The organism is Erwinia phyllosphaerae (assembly GCF_019132875.1).
In the GTDB taxonomy this organism is placed as follows: Bacteria; Pseudomonadota; Gammaproteobacteria; order Enterobacterales; family Enterobacteriaceae; genus Erwinia; species Erwinia phyllosphaerae.
The window spans coordinates 63,024-81,170 of sequence record NZ_JAHSPF010000015.1 but is presented as its reverse complement, the minus strand read 5'-3'; the positions used below and the strand labels follow the sequence as shown (position 1 = coordinate 81,170).

16 protein-coding genes are annotated in these 18,147 nt (G+C 53.4%); 14 read left to right on the top strand and 2 right to left on the bottom strand.

The annotated features are described in order from the left end of the window. Positions 1 to 214 precede the first annotated feature (214 nt). On the bottom strand, positions 215 to 1,081 hold the full coding sequence (gene yghU / locus KUE00_RS20445; RefSeq protein ID WP_246762044.1) for a glutathione-dependent disulfide-bond oxidoreductase: 867 nt from the start codon (positions 1,079 to 1,081) through the stop codon (positions 215 to 217). 198 nt (positions 1,082 to 1,279) lie between these two features. Here yghU and KUE00_RS20440 point away from each other — a divergent pair, with 198 nt between their 5' ends. The 11 genes from KUE00_RS20440 (at position 1,280) to deoD (ending at position 13,449) form a co-directional block, all read left to right on the top strand. Then, positions 1,280 to 1,912 (top strand): DNA-3-methyladenine glycosylase I, encoded by a 633-nt coding sequence (locus KUE00_RS20440; RefSeq protein WP_246762042.1) that lies wholly within the window; start codon positions 1,280 to 1,282, stop codon positions 1,910 to 1,912. A gap of 752 nt (positions 1,913 to 2,664) precedes the next feature. Beyond that, positions 2,665 to 4,254, top strand: coding sequence for a peptide chain release factor 3 (gene prfC / locus KUE00_RS20435; RefSeq protein ID WP_246762040.1), 1,590 nt, complete (start codon positions 2,665 to 2,667; stop codon positions 4,252 to 4,254). Positions 4,255 to 4,655: 401 nt separating this feature from the next. Then, entirely contained in the window at positions 4,656 to 5,270 is a 615-nt protein-coding gene (gene osmY, locus KUE00_RS20430; RefSeq protein ID WP_246762038.1) for a molecular chaperone OsmY, read from the top strand. Positions 5,271 to 5,401: 131 nt separating this feature from the next. Then, the gene (locus KUE00_RS20425; RefSeq protein ID WP_071995405.1) at positions 5,402 to 5,563 is read left to right on the top strand and encodes a DUF1328 domain-containing protein; all 162 of its coding nucleotides are present in this window, start codon (positions 5,402 to 5,404) and stop codon (positions 5,561 to 5,563) included. Positions 5,564 to 5,807: 244 nt separating this feature from the next. Then, the gene (locus KUE00_RS20420) at positions 5,808 to 6,845 is read left to right on the top strand and encodes a patatin-like phospholipase family protein (RefSeq protein ID WP_246762036.1); all 1,038 of its coding nucleotides are present in this window, start codon (positions 5,808 to 5,810) and stop codon (positions 6,843 to 6,845) included. Further along, entirely contained in the window at positions 6,842 to 7,615 is a 774-nt protein-coding gene (locus KUE00_RS20415; protein WP_246762034.1) for a TatD family hydrolase, read from the top strand. The genes KUE00_RS20420 and KUE00_RS20415 overlap by 4 nt, the downstream gene beginning before the upstream one ends. Before the next feature lie 315 nt (positions 7,616 to 7,930). Then, complete coding sequence (locus tag KUE00_RS20410; protein ID WP_246762032.1) at positions 7,931 to 8,977, top strand: hypothetical protein; 1,047 nt, start codon at positions 7,931 to 7,933, stop codon at positions 8,975 to 8,977. 224 nt (positions 8,978 to 9,201) lie between these two features. Beyond that, positions 9,202 to 9,981 carry a deoxyribose-phosphate aldolase gene (gene deoC, locus KUE00_RS20405; protein ID WP_246762031.1) on the top strand — a complete coding sequence of 260 codons (780 nt, stop codon included), beginning with the start codon at positions 9,202 to 9,204 and terminating at the stop codon, positions 9,979 to 9,981. A gap of 86 nt (positions 9,982 to 10,067) precedes the next feature. Further along, positions 10,068 to 11,390 (top strand): thymidine phosphorylase, encoded by a 1,323-nt coding sequence (gene deoA, locus KUE00_RS20400; protein WP_246762029.1) that lies wholly within the window; start codon positions 10,068 to 10,070, stop codon positions 11,388 to 11,390. A gap of 61 nt (positions 11,391 to 11,451) precedes the next feature. After that, complete coding sequence (deoB, locus tag KUE00_RS20395) at positions 11,452 to 12,675, top strand: phosphopentomutase (protein ID WP_246762027.1); 1,224 nt, start codon at positions 11,452 to 11,454, stop codon at positions 12,673 to 12,675. A 54-nt stretch (positions 12,676 to 12,729) separates the two neighbouring features. Beyond that, positions 12,730 to 13,449: a purine-nucleoside phosphorylase gene (gene deoD / locus KUE00_RS20390; protein ID WP_246762025.1), complete on the top strand. Its 720-nt coding sequence runs from the start codon at positions 12,730 to 12,732 to the stop codon at positions 13,447 to 13,449. Positions 13,450 to 13,626: 177 nt separating this feature from the next. Here the strand turns inward: deoD and KUE00_RS20385 are convergent, their stop codons facing one another. Next, positions 13,627 to 14,274 carry a YtjB family periplasmic protein gene (locus KUE00_RS20385; protein ID WP_246762024.1) on the bottom strand — a complete coding sequence of 216 codons (648 nt, stop codon included), beginning with the start codon at positions 14,272 to 14,274 and terminating at the stop codon, positions 13,627 to 13,629. Positions 14,275 to 14,389: 115 nt separating this feature from the next. Here KUE00_RS20385 and serB point away from each other — a divergent pair, with 115 nt between their 5' ends. From serB to nadR, 3 genes are all read left to right on the top strand, one after another. Then, positions 14,390 to 15,367 carry a phosphoserine phosphatase gene (gene serB / locus KUE00_RS20380; protein ID WP_246762022.1) on the top strand — a complete coding sequence of 326 codons (978 nt, stop codon included), beginning with the start codon at positions 14,390 to 14,392 and terminating at the stop codon, positions 15,365 to 15,367. 9 nt (positions 15,368 to 15,376) lie between these two features. Further along, the gene (gene radA / locus KUE00_RS20375; protein WP_246762020.1) at positions 15,377 to 16,759 is read left to right on the top strand and encodes a DNA repair protein RadA; all 1,383 of its coding nucleotides are present in this window, start codon (positions 15,377 to 15,379) and stop codon (positions 16,757 to 16,759) included. 100 nt (positions 16,760 to 16,859) lie between these two features. After that, entirely contained in the window at positions 16,860 to 18,095 is a 1,236-nt protein-coding gene (gene nadR / locus KUE00_RS20370; protein ID WP_246762018.1) for a multifunctional transcriptional regulator/nicotinamide-nucleotide adenylyltransferase/ribosylnicotinamide kinase NadR, read from the top strand. Positions 18,096 to 18,147: the final 52 nt, after the last annotated feature.

The following is an 18,147-nucleotide window of genomic DNA, read 5'->3' as shown; positions in this document are numbered from 1 at the left end:
CTGATGCCTGATGCCTGATGCCTGATGCCTGATGCCTGATGCCTGATGCCTGATGCCTGATGCCTGATGCCTGATGCGCAGAAAAAAACGCGATTTCCTCAGGGAAACCGCGTTCGATATAAATAGTGCTTATTGCTTTGAGTAACTGCGAATCAGAAGCGCCCTGTAGCAAATTTATACGCTATTCCGGGTCGTCCTGAATCAGGATGCAGCACTATTTAGCCAGTTTGTCTTCGGTACGTAACTCAAAATCAGAAGCGTCATGGCGTTCATGCAGCTGCTCAGCGGGTTCACCCCAGGTGCGGTTTACGATGCGGCCACGCTGTACGGCTGGGCGTTGGGCAATTTCATTAGCCCAGCGCTGCAGATTCTTATAGGAACCCGCGTCCAGGAATTCGGCAGCGTTGTACAATTGCCCTTGCACCAGCGCACCATACCATGGCCAGATGGCGATATCGGCGATGGTGTAATCTTCACCAGCAATATAACGGTTTTCTGCCAGCTGACGGTCTAACAAATCAAGCTGGCGTTTCGCTTCCATGGTGAAGCGGTCAATCGCGTACTCAATTTTTACTGGCGCATAGTTGTAGAAATGACCAAAGCCGCCGCCCAGATAAGGTGCGGAACCCTGTAGCCAGAATAGCCAGTTCAGCGTTTCGGTGCGTGCAGCCGGATCTTTTGGCAGGAAGTGACCATACTTTTCTGCCAGATAAAGGAGGATAGCGCCGGATTCAAATACGCGCGTCGCTGGTGTGGTAGACGTGTCCAGCAGGGCAGGGATCTTGGAGTTTGGGTTGACCTCAACAAAACCGGAGGAAAACTGTTCGCTATCGCTGATACGGATAAGATGCGCATCATATTCCGCATCGTTGACATTCAGTGCCAGCAGCTCTTCCAGCAGAATAGTGACTTTCTGCCCGTTAGGCGTGCCCATGGAATAAAGCTGTAAAGGATGTTTACCAACTGGCAGTGCAGCTTCGTGACGTGCACCTGCGGTCGGACGATTGATGCTGCTCCAGGTACCGCCCGCGTTCTTGTTCTCTGTCCAGACTTTAGCTGGTTGATAATCGTTGTTACTCATAAATTTTCCCTTTTCATGGTTGGATTACGCAACGGGACTAACGTCACGCCGGGGTTGGTCTCAAAATAGCGTCGATTACCGCTCGTCACCAAAAGCGGTTGTTACATCTGATGTCAGGTATAGCATTGCCGTCGCGCGCCTGTTTATCTGTAAAGAGCAATCGTGCTGATAATTAAGAAACTTCCGTAAGGAGACAAAATGGATCTTGCCGCACTGAAACAGGCCGGGCTGACCTTAACGGATGATGGCCGTGTTTGCTGTTACTGGCAGCCGTCAATGCCGGACTATCACGATAACGAATGGGGCAAACCAGTGATGGAGGATCGCCGTATCTTTGAAAAGGTTTGTCTTGAAGGCTTTCACTCCGGTATGTCCTGGCAGCTTATCTATAACAAGCGTGAAAATTTCCGACGCGCCTTTGCCGATTTTGACTTCTGCCAGATGGCCAAATTTAATGATGCAGATGTTACCAGGCTAATGGCCGATAAAGGAATCGTTCGCAACCGGGCAAAAATCCTTTCTGCTATCAACAATGCGCATCGAGCCATAGAACTGATTAAAGAAGCGGGTTCGCTGGCAAGCTGGTTCTGGCAGTTTGCTCCTGTGCCAGAAAATCGTCCGGCCATTGTCGATCTGGCGTACTGGCAGCAAACCAAAACGTCGCCGGAAGCGATAAGTATGTCAAAAGCGCTGAAAAAACGTGGCTGGACGTGGGTCGGGCCGGTTACGGCTTACTCTTTGATGCAGGCACTGGGGCTGGTTAATGACCACTTAACGGGGTGCGAATGTCGCGAGAGAAGAGAAAAAGAACGCCAGAAGATTACAGAGTGAAAGCTAAGCCTCTGCTTCATGCTGCTTAAAAAAACCGCCCCAAGGGGCGGTTTTCAGCTTACTTGCCTGCTGCATTGACGATAACCGTAATCGAATTATGAGAGATGCTCCATTTCCCGTTTACGGTTGATAACAATGCACCAGATACAACGATGACAATACAAATGTACCGTTTCATTGTGCGGTCCTTGCACAGACCGCTTCACGGCGACACCACCGATGCTGTTACCCTGAAAGCAAGCACGAGGTCGTGCTTACGTTTACGGTCGTTGGAATTCCTTTCCTTAAACCGGTGCCCGCTTGCTTAAGGCGGCGAAAAGGCCCGGCGATATTTTATACCAGTCTTTGCAGGCAGAACACTTGACTCTGTGTGATAAACTGCTCAAAATATGCGCACGAGGTCGTGCTTGCGTTACATAGGTAACAAAGCTTCGCTGGAAAGGCCGCTTAACCTGACCAGCACAAAAAAACCGCCATTTATGGCGGTTTTTTTGTTTTTGTCTTTAAATATTTCCTGCTTTTTTCAGCGGTATTTTACCGGCCATGCTGGAATCTCGGCTGCACAATGACTGCAAATCCTGTAGACAACATGCCAGGCTTTGCGGCCTTTCTGCCATTTCCTCTTTGCAAACCGCGTTGTGGATTGTGTATAGCGGCCGGATCGGCGAAAATGCCGGCCATTGATGATTAATCGCCTGCGTCTTCCTGTGCACTTCGCGCAGCGGCGGCCCAGCACCAAACAGAGTTTTTTCATGTCTAATGCACCTTTTATGCAAGAGGTGGCTCGCCGCCGCACTTTTGCCATCATTTCTCACCCGGATGCCGGTAAAACCACCATCACCGAAAAGGTGCTGCTGTTCGGACAGGCTATCCAGACGGCCGGTACGGTCAAAGGCCGCGGCTCCAGCCAGCATGCCAAGTCAGACTGGATGGAGATGGAGAAGCAGCGTGGAATTTCAATTACCACCTCCGTGATGCAGTTTCCCTACCGTGAAAGCCTGGTCAATCTGCTGGACACGCCGGGACACGAAGACTTCTCAGAAGATACCTATCGCACGCTGACGGCGGTTGACTGCTGTCTGATGGTTATCGATGCTGCAAAAGGCGTTGAGGATCGTACCCGCAAGCTGATGGAAGTAACCCGCCTGCGCGATACGCCAATCCTGACCTTTATGAATAAGCTGGACCGTGATATTCGCGATCCAATGGAAGTGCTGGACGAAGTAGAAAACGAGCTGAAAATCGCCTGTGCGCCTATCACCTGGCCAATCGGCTGCGGCAAGCTGTTTAAAGGCGTGTACCATCTTTATAAAAACGAAACCTATCTTTATCAGTCTGGTAAAGGCCACACCATTCAGGAAGTCCGCATAGTAAAAGGGCTGGATAATCCGGATCTGGACGTGGCTATCGGCGAAGAGCTGGCGGCACAGCTGCGTGAAGAGCTGGAGCTGGTGCAGGGTGCCTCTCACGAATTTGATAAAGAAGCTTTCCTGGCCGGACAGCTGACGCCGGTATTCTTTGGTACCGCGCTGGGCAACTTCGGTGTGGACCACATGCTGGATGGCCTGGTGGAATGGGCTCCATCGCCGATGCCGCGCGCTACCGATACCCGTACCGTCACCGCAGCAGATGATAAATTTACCGGTTTCGTCTTCAAGATTCAGGCGAACATGGACCCGAAACACCGCGACCGCGTGGCGTTTCTGCGCGTGGTTTCCGGCAAATATGAAAAGGGCATGAAGCTGCGCCAGGTACGTCTGGGTAAAGACGTGGTGATTGCCGACGCGCTGACCTTTATGGCCGGTGACCGTTCGCACGTTGAAGAAGCCTATCCTGGCGATATCATTGGCCTGCATAACCACGGCACCATCCAGATTGGCGATACCTTTACCCAGGGCGAGAACATGAAGTTCACGGGTATTCCGAACTTCGCGCCGGAACTGTTCCGCCGTATTCGCCTGCGCGATCCGCTGAAGCAAAAACAGCTGTTGAAAGGGTTGGTACAGCTGTCGGAAGAGGGCGCGGTACAGGTGTTCCGTCCTGTACATAACAACGATCTGATTGTTGGCGCAGTAGGTGTGCTGCAGTTTGACGTGGTCGTTGCCCGCCTGAAAAGTGAATATAACGTGGAAGCGATTTACGAATCGGTAAACGTTTCTACCGCTCGCTGGGTAGAATGCAGTGATGTGAAGAAGTTTGACGAGTTCCAGCGCAAAAACGAAGTAAACCTGGCGCTGGATGGCGGTGATAACCTGACCTATATCGCTCCTACTATGGTCAACCTCAATATTACTCAAGAACGCTATCCTGAAGTGGTATTCCGCAAAACGCGCGAGCATTAATGCTCTAACGTTCGCCTGCCCGCAGTGCAAAATGTGCTGTGGGCAAGCATTTGGTACTGCGGGCAGGCATTTCGTACCCTGGCCATAGCGCGAAACCGTAAGGCGTAATCTGCTCTGATTATGTCTTTATCTGCTGCACCCTGCACCGCATTTTCTTCAGGCTTTCTCCCCACTTTTTCCCTGACGCTTGCCTACAGACTCATCTTAAAAAATTCTGCTTTTGACCATTTATCCGCCATATCAATCACAAAGGACAGCAAAATCCAGATACGCGTCTATATTTATTTCAACAGGACGCAAAATATGTGGCGCGGTTGCTACAACGCCTGATTACTGCAGTCACGCCGTTTGTGGCTGAAAGCTCACAGTTGTGAGTGCAATAACCAAGAAGGAAGAGATCGATGAACAAGACTAAGATTGCTAAAACTCTGATGGCTGCTCTGGTAGGTTCTGCACTGGTTAGTGGCGCTGCGATGGCAGAAGACACCACTACCCCGAAAGCACAGTCTACTACTGACAGCGCGGGTTCTAAGATCGATAGCTCTATGAAAAAAGTCGGTGGATACATGGATGACAGCGGCGTTACGGCCAAGGTGAAAGCTGCCCTGGTAGATAACGAAGCCATTAAAAGTACGGATATCTCAGTCAAAACCCATAGCGGTGTCGTCACGCTGAGCGGTTTTGTCGCTTCACAGGATCAGGCCGAGCTGGCCGTATCCGAAGCGAAAAAAGTTGAGGGTGTTAAATCCGTCAGTGACAAACTGCACGTAAAAGACAGCACAAAAAGCAGCGTTAGCGGCTATGCCGGTGATGCAGCAACAACCAGCGAAATTAAAGCTAAACTGTTAGCGGATGACATCGTACCGTCCCGCAACATCAAGGTTGAAACGACCAATGGCGTGGTTCAGCTTTCCGGTGCAGTGAAAACCAAAGCACAGTCTGACCGTGCTGAAGGCATCGCCAAAGCGATCGATGGCGTTAAGAGCGTGAAAAACGATCTGTCAGTAAAATCGTAAGACCGGCGCGGGCTGGCTCTGTAAGGGGCGCCCGCGACAGAACTACCGCAGGAGCACAGTAGTCATGCTGAACTCAGGCAGAAATCAATAACAGATGATGTTCGATTTTAATATAGGGTAAGGAGAGGCTTATGTTTCGTTGGGGTATTATCTTTCTGGTTATCGCACTGATCGCCGCTGCTTTAGGTTTCGGTGGTCTGGCAGGTACAGCCGCGTGGGCAGCTAAAATCGTCTTCGTAGTGGGTATCATCATCTTCCTGATCAGCCTGTTTACCGGCCGGAAGAAGCTATAGATTTAAAAATCTTCCCGGCGGGCTAAGGCCTGCCATCGGGAAGTTAAAGCGGGCTGCAAAGCCCGCTTGCAGCAGGTCTCTCTGTTTCCGCCCCCTGGATTCCCTTTTTGCCTCTGTTTTAAACCTCGCATTCACTCATCGCTACATTTTTTCATCATGCATTAACATCTGTAGCAATAAGCGTCAAACACCAGGCCTTTGGTCAGGCGTACTCTCACTGCATCACATTCCAGAGGAGAGCACGGTGGGACAGCGCATTCCAGTCACGCTCGGCAATATCGCGCCACTGGCGTTAACGCCTTTTCATCCGGGCAAACTAGCATTGGTTTGTGAAGGCGGCGGCCAGCGCGGCATTTTTACCGCTGGCGTCCTGGACGAGTTTCAACGCGGCGGCTTTAACCCCTTCGACCTCCTGATTGGTACCTCTGCGGGCGCACAGAATCTTTCTGCCTTTATTTGCGGCCAGCCCGGCTATGCGCGACGCGTTATTACTCGCTATACCACCAGCAAGCTCTTTTTCAATCCGCTGCGCTTTGTCCGTGGCGGCCATCTGATCGACCTGGACTGGCTGGTGGATATCACTGCGAAAGAGTTTCCGCTGGCAATGACGGCAGGTGAAAAAGCGTTTTCCCAGGGGCGAGAATTCTATATGTGCGCCTGCCGCAGCGACGACTACTCGCCCGGCTATTTTGCCCCCACGGCAGCAAACTGGCTGGATATTATTAAAGCCTCCAGCGCTATTCCCGGCATGTATCGGCCGGGCGTGGATCTGGACGGCATCAGCTATCTTGACGGCGGTATCAGCGATGCCATTCCGGTACGCGAAGCCGCGCGGCGTGGTGCCCGAACTATAGTTGTGATCCGCACCGTGCCGTCGCAGATGACCTATACGCCCCAGTGGATAAAGCGTGTTGAGCGGTGGCTGGATAAAGGTGCGCTACAGCCGCTGGTTAACATTATCCATCTGCATGAAGAAAGCTATCGACAGACCCAACAGTTTATTCACGAGCCGCCGGGCGATCTGAACATCATCGAAATTTTCCCGCCGCGCGCGCTGGCAAGTATGGCGTTGGGCAGCCGGGTGGCATCGTTAAACCAGGATTACCATCTGGGCCGTCGCTGCGGCCGCTATTTCCTGGCTACAATAGGGCAGTGGCTACATAACGATGCGCCTGGCGCAGAACCCGTTGTCCCGGCCATGCCGCCAGCTAATGAACCGGTTATTTTCCCGGAACCGCTGGCAAGTAATGATGATGATTTTCCTGAAGGGTCTCTGGCATGACTGTTTTTGTTGATACGCACTGCCACTTTGATTTTGCGCCTTTTAGCGGCAACGAGGCGGAAAGCCTGCGGCTGGCGGCAGAAGCAGGGGTGGAGAAGATTATCGTGGTGGGCGTTGCGGCCACTCGTTTTGCTGGCGTAATGGCGCTGGCTGAAAAATATCAGCCTTTATATGCCGCGCTCGGCACGCATCCGATGGCGATAGCCGACCATCAGGAAGCGCATTTGCAGCAGCTGGAAAATTATTTGCGGCAGCGCTCGCCGAAGCTGGTGGCGATTGGTGAGATCGGTCTGGATCTCTATATTGAAAACCCGCAGTTCGACAAGCAGCAGGCGGTGCTGGATGCGCAGCTGCGGCTGGCACGCGACTATAATCTGCCGGTCATTCTGCATTCGCGCCGTACCCATGACAAGCTGGCGATGCACTTACGTAAGCTCGATCTGCCCGCGCGCGGCGTCGTGCATGGCTTTGCCGGAAGCGAGCAGCAGGCGCTGGCTTTTATCCGTGAAGGATTTGCCATCGGCGTTGGCGGCACCATTACCTACGAGCGCGCCAGCAAAACCCGTAATGCTATTGCTCGTCTGCCGCTCTCGTCGCTGCTGCTGGAAACCGACTCGCCGGATATGCCTGTACAGGGTTTTCAGGGAGAACCTAATCGTCCTGAAAGGATTAAAAACGTCTGGCAGAGCCTGTGCGAAATCCGGCAGGAAGCACCGCAGGTAATAGCGGAAACAATTCGTGAAAATAGCCGCAGGCTGTTTGGTATTTAGTATGGTCCGTTTAAAAAAAACAGACCGGTCGATTTTAAAATGAAAAATAGTGGGAATATTAAATGACCAGCGCATTGGCGTTGCGGTGATATTAAATGACGGTTAATTATTGTTGTTGCCTGAGCTGAATTAACAAAATTGATTCTTTTACTCCCCTCACCTTTACCGCTTAAGTGTTTTGTGCTGTCGCATTTTTGAGGTTGTTATAAAATATATCAGATAGGGCTTTTATTTAAGGTAAATATATTTTAATCGCCTCTTTTCTATTCTTTCAGGTTTATTTAATTTTTAAAAAAAACTAAGCTGAGGTATTGTATGTTGGACGTGAAATTCAGGAAGAAGGTTTCATCAAGAAAACTGAAACTATTTAATGAAAGAAACCACGATCGCAATCTATTAATAGAAGAAAAAACGGCATTGCTAAAGATGTGGGATAAGGCATTGAATTTACCAGGCGCAGACCTGAAACTGGTTTATGTCCTGAACCGTTCGGCCAATCATGATATTGGCGAATATAATGCTTTTGACGGCTGCTCGGTTAGCTCTGCTGAGTCGTACCGCTCATTTGATTCGGCCAATTCGTCAAGCTCTTCCTCCCGTGCCCGGGTTTGGCCCGATCAGGCCCCGTTTCTTACCCAACCAGCAGAGCATGTATTTAGCGCGATGGATAATTTTACGGTCAGTTGCCTGCCCGTTCCTTCTCCGGGAAAGTTGCCCAGGTTTAGTGGGAGTAACGTAATCCATCTTGATCTTAGCGTACCGGTGCAAAATATTATCGGCGCCTCTGTAAACCCCAACGTGGGCCATCGTCAGGCGAGAGAGATACATAATAGTATTTACGGCAGAGAGGCATCTCAGCCAGGGGCAGGTAACGATGGCGAAGGGGCAAGACAAGCACAAAGCAAAAATAAAGAACATGATTGCTCAATATGTAGCCCAGAAAGTTTCAGGAACAGAAGCAAAAAAGAAAAAGAGCGTTCAGCCGTTACCCTGCTCGGCCGACCGGGGATACAGGCACATTTTTCCTTTCCGCCATCAGCCAGGGTGAAGCTGAAGGGAATAACTTATATACCTTATTGTATTCTGGGGTCGTTAAGGCGAGGCGAATTTTCAGAAGGGTTCATTGATAAACGTATTCTTTTGAAAGATATTGGCGTTGTAAAAGAAATTATGTGGAGAAACAACCTGAAAGTGTTTACCTTCCCGCTTGCCTCTCTGCCTGGCGTAAACAGAAGCTTCACGGATGCACTTCTTGACTATGAAGGCTTTAAAAGAGAAGGCGCGCATGATTATCGCCTGCTCCCTCGCGCAAAAATTACGCTGTCACCGTTATGCCATCGTGAAAATTTTTCATTGCTGTAAAATGTTACCATCATAACATTTTGTTATGTTCCTCTGAGCGTTCTGCAAAGGCAGTCAGGGCATGTTTTGTGAGTGTTATGCTATTTTTCGCGCAATTTTTGCAATCGCATGCAAACCCGTGTGAGATTAATCACTGATGTAGCGCAGCGGTAATGTTACTATTATAACATTACCGCTGCATCGTGACCTTGCAGCGAAGCCTGCTGATTTTTCCGGAGAATACCATGACCGATTTAACCGCTGCCGCCGTTCGCGCGCTGAAACTGATGGATTTAACCACGCTGAACGACGACGATACGGAGGCCAAAGTGGTTGCCCTGTGCCGTCAGGCTAAATCACCCGCTGGCAATACTGCCGCCATTTGTATCTACCCTCGTTTTATTCCGGTTGCGCGTAAAACCCTGCGCGAGCAGGATACGCCGGATATCCGCATTGCAACCGTAACCAACTTTCCACACGGCAACGACGATATCGAAATCGCGCTGGCAGAAACGCATGCCGCTATCGCCTATGGCGCAGATGAAGTTGACGTCGTTTTCCCTTATCGTGCGCTGATGGCCGGTAATGAAGAAGTAGGGTACGACATGGTTTACGCCTGCAAAGAAGCCTGCGCCGACGCTGGCGTGCTGCTGAAAGTCATTATTGAAACCGGCGAGCTAAAAACGGAAGAGCTGATCCGCAAAGCTTCTGAAATTGCTATCGATGCCGGGGCCGATTTTATTAAAACCTCCACCGGTAAGGTGGCGGTCAACGCCACCCCGCAGGTAGCCGAGATCATGCTGCGCGTGATTGCCGAAAAAGGCGTGAAGCATCAGGTGGGCTTTAAGCCTGCTGGCGGCGTGAAAACGGCGGAGGATGCCGCTCTCTATCTGCAACTGGCCGATGATATTCTGGGCGAAGAGTGGGCAGACGCCCGTCATTTCCGTTTTGGCGCTTCCAGTCTGCTGGCCAGCCTGTTGAATGCCGCGGGCTATTCTTCTGCCAAAAGCGATTCAGCCTACTAATACCAGGCCGCCCGCCAGCATAAAAAGGCGGGCGCCTGCCGGTAAAATCTGCCCGGATCCCGGGCGACACCTCACCAGGGGGCAACGTGTTTTTGCCACAGGAAATTATCCGTAAAAAAAGAGATGGCCAGGCGCTGAGCGAAGAAGAAATCCGCTTTTTTATTAATGGCGTGCGTGATAACGCCGTATCGGAAGGACAAATTGCCGCGCTGGCGATGACTATCTGGTTTCACGATATGACGCTGCCGGAACGCGTGGCGCTGACCATGGCGATGCGCGATTCCGGCACCGTGCTGAACTGGCAAAGCCTTGGCCTGAACGGGCCGGTAGTGGATAAGCACTCTACCGGCGGCGTGGGCGATGTGACGTCGCTGATGCTGGGGCCGATGGTGGCGGCTTGCGGCGGCTATGTGCCGATGATCTCCGGGCGCGGGCTGGGCCATACCGGCGGCACGCTGGACAAGCTGGAAGCGATTCCGGGTTTCGATATTTTTCCGGACGATCGGACCTTCCGTAAGATTATCAGCGAGGTCGGTGTAGCAATAATCGGCCAGACCAGCTCGCTGGCGCCTGCCGACAGACGTTTTTACGCCACGCGCGATATTACGGCAACCGTTGATTCCATTCCGCTGATTACCGCATCGATTCTGGCGAAAAAATTAGCCGAAGGCCTGGATGCGCTGGTGATGGATGTCAAAGTCGGCTCCGGTGCCTTTATGCCAACCTTTGAGCAGTCCGAGCTGCTGGCGCAGTCGATTGTTGGCGTGGCGAACGGCGCAGGCTGCAAAACAACGGCGTTGCTGACCGATATGAACCAGGTGCTGGCTTCCAGCGCAGGCAATGCGCTGGAGGTTCGTGAAGCGGTGCATTTCCTGACTGGCGCTTACCGTAATCCGCGTTTGCTGGAGGTAACGATGGCGCTCAGCGCAGAAATGCTGATTTCCGGCGGGCTGGCGACAGATAACGACGACGCGGTCAGCAAACTGCAGGCGGTACTGGATAACGGTCGCGCGGCGGAAGTTTTCTCGCGTATGGTGGCGGCGCAAAAAGGCCCAGCGGACTTTGTCGATAATCTGGATCGCTATCTGCCTGCGCCAATGCTCAGTAAAGCGGTTTACGCCGATCGGCCTGGCGTGGTAAGCGCGATGGATACGCGTGCGCTGGGCATGGCCGTTGTGGCGATGGGCGGCGGTCGCCGTCGTGCCAGCGATGCTATTGACTACAGCGTTGGGCTGAGTGAGATGGCGCAGCTGGGCGACCACGTGGATGGTCAGCGGCCGCTTGCCGTGATCCACGCTGCCAGCGAAGCGGGCTGGCAGGAAGCCGCTGCGGCGGTAAAACAGGCCATTACGCTGGCAGAAAAATCATCGCCACCGACGCCAGTTATTTATCGCAGAGTCGCCGGATAAACGGCATACTGTTCTGATCGATAAAATTTAGCTTATCGCGTTAACAACGCAGGAGACCACGATGAAACGTGCATTTATTATGGTGCTCGACTCCTTCGGCATTGGGTCAAGCAAAGACGCTCACAAGTTTGGTGATGAAGGTTCCGATACGCTTGGGCACATTGCCGAAGCCTGTTTTAAAGGCGAAGCGGATATTGGACGCAAAGGGCCGCTGCATCTGCCCAATCTGACCGCGCTGGGTTTGGGTAAAGCGGCAGAAGAGTCCACCGGCAAATTCCCGCCGGGGCTGGACGAGAATGCCGATATTATCGGCGCTTACGCCTGGGCCAGCGAGCTCTCCTCCGGGAAAGATACGCCTTCCGGCCACTGGGAAATCGCTGGTGTGCCGGTGCTGTTTGACTGGGGTTACTTTACCGACAAGGAAAACAGTTTTCCGCAGGCCCTGCTCGATGAGCTGGTAGAAAAAGCGGATCTGCCGGGTTATCTGGGCAACTGCCACTCTTCCGGCACGGTCATTCTTGACCAGCTGGGCGAAGAGCACATGAAAACCGGCAAGCCGATTTTCTATACTTCTGCCGATTCAGTGTTTCAGATAGCGTGCCACGAAGAGACTTTCGGGCTACAGCGTCTTTACGATCTGTGCGAAATCGCACGCGAAGCGCTGACGGAAGGGGGTTACAACATTGGCCGCGTTATCGCCCGTCCGTTTGTCGGTGACAAAGCCGGTCATTTCGAACGTACCGGCAACCGGCACGATCTGGCGGTCGAACCGCCTTCGCCGACCATCCTGAAAAAGCTGGTGGAAGAAAAGAACGGCGAAGTGATTTCCGTAGGCAAAATAGCGGATATCTATGCCCACGTCGGCATCACTAAAAAAGTGAAGGCGACCGGCCTGGACGCGCTGTTTGACGCTACCGTGCAGGAAATGCAGTCGGCACCGGACAACAGCATCGTCTTTACCAACTTTGTTGATTTTGACTCCACCTGGGGCCACCGTCGTGACGTGGCTGGCTACGCTGGCGGCCTTGAGCTGTTCGACCGTCGTCTGCCGGAGCTGATGGCGCTGGTGAAGGAGGGCGATATTCTGATCCTGACCGCCGATCACGGCTGCGACCCAACCTGGCAAGGCACGGAGCATACCCGCGAACATATTCCGGTGCTCATTTATGGTCCGAACGTGAAGCCAGGCCCGCTGGGATATCGTGACACCTTTGCGGATATCGGTCAGACTATCGCAAACTATTTTGGCCTGTCCGCAATGGAATATGGCAAAAGCATGCTGTAATCAGCGCAACATAACGTGCCGACGCGAGTCGGCAATAGCAATAAGGATTAAAAGATGGCTACCCCTCATATTAACGCAGAAATGGGTGATTTCGCTGACGTAGTGCTGATGCCGGGCGACCCGCTGCGTGCCAAGCACATTGCGGAAACCTTTTTGCAGGATGCCGTGGAAGTCAATAATGTGCGTGGCATGCTGGGCTATACCGGTACTTATAAAGGCCGCAAAGTCTCCGTTATGGGCCACGGAATGGGCATTCCTTCCTGCTCAATCTATGCCAAAGAGCTGATTACCGATTTTGGCGTGAAGAAAATTATTCGCGTGGGTTCCTGCGGCGCGGTGCGCAGCGATGTGAAACTGCGCGATATCGTCATTGGTATGGGTGCGAGCACCGATTCAAAAGTAAACCGTATGCGCTTCAAAGATCACGATTTCGCAGCGATTGCGGATTTCGATATGGTGCGCAACGCGGTCGACGCAGCGAAAAATCTGGGTGTGGAAGCGCGCGTTGGCAATATTTTCTCTGCCGACCTGTTCTACACGCCAGACCCGCAGATGTTTGACGTAATGGAAAAATACGGCATCCTGGGTGTGGAAATGGAAGCGGCCGGTATCTATGGCGTAGCGGCAGAGTTTGGCGCAAAAGCGCTGGCAATCTGCACCGTTTCTGACCACATCCGCAGCGGCGAGCAGACCACGGCGGCTGAACGCCAGACGACGTTCAACGAGATGATTGAAATCGCTCTGGAATCCGTTCTGCTGGGCGACAAAGCCTGATTAAGCGTGACGCCGCTCGCCTGTAGCGGTAAGCCTACTGGCCGGTTATACCGGCCAGCTTTCCTATAAAGAATCTGTTCACCTTTTCGTTTTTTAATTCAAATTTATTGTTTGCAGACACTAGATTACGTGATGAATATCTATTCACGGTTAGCCGCTATGTCTGAAATAACCACGCTACTTTTCCTCTGGCGCTTCGTCGTTATCTTCTTTCACCGGACGATTCGCCGTCAGCAGAAACGGCGATTGCTGCCAGCGGGTACGGCGGTCCCTGAGCAGAGTACGCGCCAGAATAATGCCGATAGCCAGCGCCAGCAGCATCATCAGGCGCAGAATATTGGTGGTGTTATCTACCTGGCGGGAATCCGTTACCAGCACGTGCGTATCCAGCGTGACGCGCAGAAAGCCGCGCGGCCCGTCCGTGCTGGATAAAGGTTCTACCAGCTGATGGTTGAAGTAGCTGCCCGCTCGCTGTCCGTCCAGCGCCAGCCTGTCGCGTACGTTAATACTTTCCCCGCTGTGCGCAATCAGCGTGCCGCTGTCATCATAGACAGAAGCGTCCAGAATGCGGCTTTCGGTAGTCATCTGCGTCAGGATATTGACGATTTTCTGGTGATTATCGTCGCTGTTTTCCATCATCGGCGTCAGGCTAAACGCCACCTGGCGGGTCAGCGTTCGCGCCAGTTCCTCAACCTGTTCAGAGCGCGCCATTTGGTGGCCCATACTGAACCAGGATGCGCCCTGCATCAGCACCACCAGCAGCGCCAGGCAAATCAGTACGATCGCCGTACGGTGCAGCCGAAATGTTAGTTTGGCTTTAGCCATCTTTCTTTCACACTTTATCAGTTCAAGCAGGATTTGCTTCGTGCTTTTATGTTGCCAGAAGCAGGCGAGACAAGGTAGCCTCTTGCGTGGTTAATATGTCCCTACAGGAGCTGTAATGCCAAATAGTCTGACCTGGTGCGACCTGCCTTCCGATGTCTCTTTCTGGCCGGGTTTGCCTCTTTCCCTCAGCGGTGATGAAGTTATGCCGCTGGATTACCGTGCTGGCCGTACCGGCTGGCTTCTGTATGGACGAAATCTTGATAAAGATCGTCTGACGGCGTTGCAGCACAGGCTGGGCGCGGCGATGGTTATCGTCAGCGCCTGGTCTGTGGAGGATTACCAGGTGATTCGCCTGGCGGGTTCGCTGACGCCGCGCGCGACAAAGCTGGCGCACGAAGCCGGCCTGGACGTCGCGCCGCTGGGCCGTATTCCGCATCTGAAAACGCCAGGTTTACTAGTGATGGATATGGACTCCACCGCGATTGAAATCGAATGCATTGATGAAATCGCCAAACTGGCCGGCTGCGGCGAGCTGGTGGCGGAAGTGACCGAAAGAGCGATGCGTGGCGAGCTCGACTTTACCGACAGCCTGCGCCAGCGCGTGGCTACACTGAAAGGTGCCGATGCGAATATCCTCAGCACGGTCCGCAATGAATTGCCGCTGATGCCGGGCCTCGTTTCGCTGGTGCATAAGCTACAGGCGCTGGGCTGGCACATTGCCATCGCTTCCGGCGGTTTTACCTGGTTTGCAGAGTATCTGCGTGACACGCTGCATCTCTCGGCCATCGTGGCTAACGAGCTGGAAATCCGCGACGGCAAGCTGACCGGCGAAGTGCTGGGCGATATCGTCGATGCGAAATATAAAGCCGACACGCTGCGCAAGCTGGCAAAACGGTTTGATATCGCGCCGGAACAGACCGTGGCGATTGGCGATGGCGCGAACGATCTGCTGATGATCAAGGCTTCCGCGCTGGGCATCGCCTATCACGCCAAGCCAAAGGTTAATGAAAAAACCGAAGTTACTATCCGTCATGCCGACCTGATGGGGGTGTTTTGCATTCTCAGCGGCAGCCTGATTCACGAAGAACGTTAAGGAAAAGATTTGGCCAAAGCGGCAAAACGCGCCTTTGTTTGTAACGAATGCGGCGCAGATTATCCACGCTGGCAGGGGCAGTGCAGCGCCTGTCACGCCTGGAATACCATTACCGAAGTGCGCCTGGCGGCGTCGCCTACGGTCGCGCGTAACGAACGGCTGAGCGGCTACGCGGGCAGCGCTGGCCCCAGCCGCGTGCAGAAGCTTTCGGAAATCAGTCTGGAAGCTTTACCGCGCTTCAGCACCGGTTTCAAAGAGTTTGACCGCGTGCTGGGCGGCGGCGTGGTGCCGGGCAGCGCCATTCTTATCGGGGGTAATCCCGGTGCCGGTAAAAGTACGCTGCTGCTGCAAACGCTCTGCAAGCTTGCGGAAAACATGAAGACGCTTTACGTCACGGGCGAGGAGTCGCTGCAGCAGGTCGCGATGCGCGCGCACCGGCTGGGTTTGCCGACCGCCAATCTGAATATGCTTTCCGAAACCAGCATCGAGCAAATTTGCCTGATTGCCGAGCAGGAAGAGCCGAAGCTGATGGTGATTGACTCCATCCAGGTAATGCATATGGCGGATATCCAGTCCTCGCCGGGCAGCGTGGCGCAGGTCAGGGAAACCGCCGCTTATCTGACGCGCTTTGCCAAAACGCGCGGCGTGGCGATTGTGATGGTCGGCCACGTCACCAAAGATGGCTCGCTGGCCGGGCCAAAAGTGCTGGAGCACTGTATCGACTGTTCCGTGCTGCTGGATGGCGATGCGGACTCACGCTTCCGTACGCTGCGCAGTCATAAAAACCGCTTCGGCGCGGTAAACGAGCTGGGTGTGTTCGCCATGACCGAACAGGGTCTGCGCGAGGTCAGCAATCCTTCCGCCATCTTCCTTAGCCGCGGCGAAGAGGTGACTTCCGGCAGCTCGGTAATGGTGCTGTGGGAAGGAACGCGGCCGCTGCTGGTAGAAATTCAGGCGCTGGTCGATCACTCCATGCTGGGCAATCCAAGACGCGTAGCGGTCGGGCTGGAGCAGAACCGTCTGGCCATTTTGCTGGCGGTGCTGCATCGCCACGGTGGCCTGCAAATGGCCGATCAGGATGTGTTCGTCAACGTGGTCGGCGGCGTCAAGGTCACCGAAACCAGCGCCGACCTGGCGCTGATGCTGTCGATGGTTTCCAGCCTGCGCGACCGTCCTTTACCGCAGGACCTGGTGGTGTTTGGCGAGGTCGGCCTGGCCGGTGAAATTCGTCCGGTGCCGAGCGGTCAGGAACGCATTGCCGAAGCGGCCAAGCACGGTTTCCGCCGCGCAATTGTGCCTGTCGCCAACGTGCCAAAAAAAGTGCCGGAAAATATGAAAGTTTACGGCGTGAAGAAACTGGCCGACGCGCTGTCGATCCTCGATGAACTGTAATTAAGCAGGGACGTTAGCGCGCGGCTTACCCTTGCGGGGCGCAACAGCGCTCCGCACTTCAAAGCGGCGGAAAGCTCGCCCGTTATGCAGGAGGCACCCGGTGTCGTCATTTGATTATCTGAAAACGGCTATTCGCCAGCAGGGTTGCACGCTACAGCAGGTGGCGGAGGCCAGCGGCATGACCAAGGGCTATCTCAGCCAGCTGCTGAATGCCAAAATCAAAAGCCCCAGCGCGCAGAAGCTGGAGGCGCTACACCGCTATCTTGGCCTGGAGTTTCCGCGTCGCGAAAAAACCGTAGGCGTGGTTTTTGGTAAGTTTTACCCGCTGCACACCGGCCATATCTATCTGATCCAGCGCGCCTGTAGCCAGGTTGACGAGCTGCATATCATCATGGGCTACGACGAGCCGCGCGACCGCGAGCTGTTTGAAGCCAGCGCCATGTCCCAGCAGCCCACGGTCAGCGACCGTCTGCGCTGGCTGCTGCAAACTTTTAAATATCAGAAAAATATCCGCATCCATTCATTTAACGAAGAGGGCATGGAACCCTATCCGCACGGCTGGGACATCTGGAGCCGCGGCATCCATGACTTTATGGAAAACCACGGCATCATACCGAACCGGGTTTACACCAGCGAAGAGCTGGACGCGCCGCAGTATCAGCAGCATCTGGGCATCGAGGCGGTATTAATCGATCCCAAACGATCTTTTATGAACATCAGCGGCGGTCAGATCCGCCAGGATCCTTTTCGCTACTGGGAATATATTCCTACGGAAGTGAAACCGTTCTTTGTACGCACGGTGGCGATTCTGGGCGGCGAATCCAGCGGCAAGTCGACGCTGGTTAACAAGCTGGCAAATATTTTTAACACCACCAGCGCCTGGGAGTTTGGCCGCGACTACGTCTTTTCCCATCTGGGCGGCGATGAGATGGCGCTACAGTATTCCGACTATGACAAAATCGCGCTGGGGCAGGCACAGTACATCGATTTTGCCGTTAAATATGCCAACAAGGTCGCTTTTATCGATACCGACTTTGTGACTACTCAAGCTTTCTGCAAAAAATATGAAGGGCGCGAACATCCTTTTGTGCAGGCGCTGATTGACGAATATCGTTTCGATCTGGTGATCCTGGTGGAAAATAACGTGCCGTGGATAGCGGACGGGCTGCGCAGCCTTGGCAGTTCGGTAGATCGCAAAGAGTTTCAGGGATTGCTGGTGGAGATGCTCAAGGCGAACAACATCGATTTTGTGCATGTGGAACAGGATAACTACGACGAGCGTTTTCTACGCTGTGTGGAGCTGGTGCAGGAGATGTTGGGCAATAGCCCGCTGTGACGAGATAATAAACAAGCACTGGAGAAGCCCGTTTGCTCATGCCGAACGGGCT

Excerpts from the sequence above, each read along its gene's own strand:
- yghU (WP_246762044.1), bottom strand. The coding sequence starts at position 1,081 with ATGAGTAACAACGATTATCAACCAGCTAAAGTCTGGACAGAGAACAAG.
- KUE00_RS20440 (WP_246762042.1), top strand. The coding sequence starts at position 1,280 with ATGGATCTTGCCGCACTGAAACAGGCCGGGCTGACCTTAACGGATGAT.
- prfC (WP_246762040.1), top strand. The coding sequence starts at position 2,665 with ATGTCTAATGCACCTTTTATGCAAGAGGTGGCTCGCCGCCGCACTTTT.
- osmY (WP_246762038.1), top strand. The coding sequence starts at position 4,656 with ATGAACAAGACTAAGATTGCTAAAACTCTGATGGCTGCTCTGGTAGGT.
- KUE00_RS20425 (WP_071995405.1), top strand. The coding sequence starts at position 5,402 with ATGTTTCGTTGGGGTATTATCTTTCTGGTTATCGCACTGATCGCCGCT.
- KUE00_RS20415 (WP_246762034.1), top strand. The coding sequence starts at position 6,842 with ATGACTGTTTTTGTTGATACGCACTGCCACTTTGATTTTGCGCCTTTT.
- KUE00_RS20410 (WP_246762032.1), top strand. The coding sequence starts at position 7,931 with ATGTTGGACGTGAAATTCAGGAAGAAGGTTTCATCAAGAAAACTGAAA.
- deoC (WP_246762031.1), top strand. The coding sequence starts at position 9,202 with ATGACCGATTTAACCGCTGCCGCCGTTCGCGCGCTGAAACTGATGGAT.
- deoB (WP_246762027.1), top strand. The coding sequence starts at position 11,452 with ATGAAACGTGCATTTATTATGGTGCTCGACTCCTTCGGCATTGGGTCA.
- deoD (WP_246762025.1), top strand. The coding sequence starts at position 12,730 with ATGGCTACCCCTCATATTAACGCAGAAATGGGTGATTTCGCTGACGTA.
- KUE00_RS20385 (WP_246762024.1), bottom strand. The coding sequence starts at position 14,274 with ATGGCTAAAGCCAAACTAACATTTCGGCTGCACCGTACGGCGATCGTA.
- serB (WP_246762022.1), top strand. The coding sequence starts at position 14,390 with ATGCCAAATAGTCTGACCTGGTGCGACCTGCCTTCCGATGTCTCTTTC.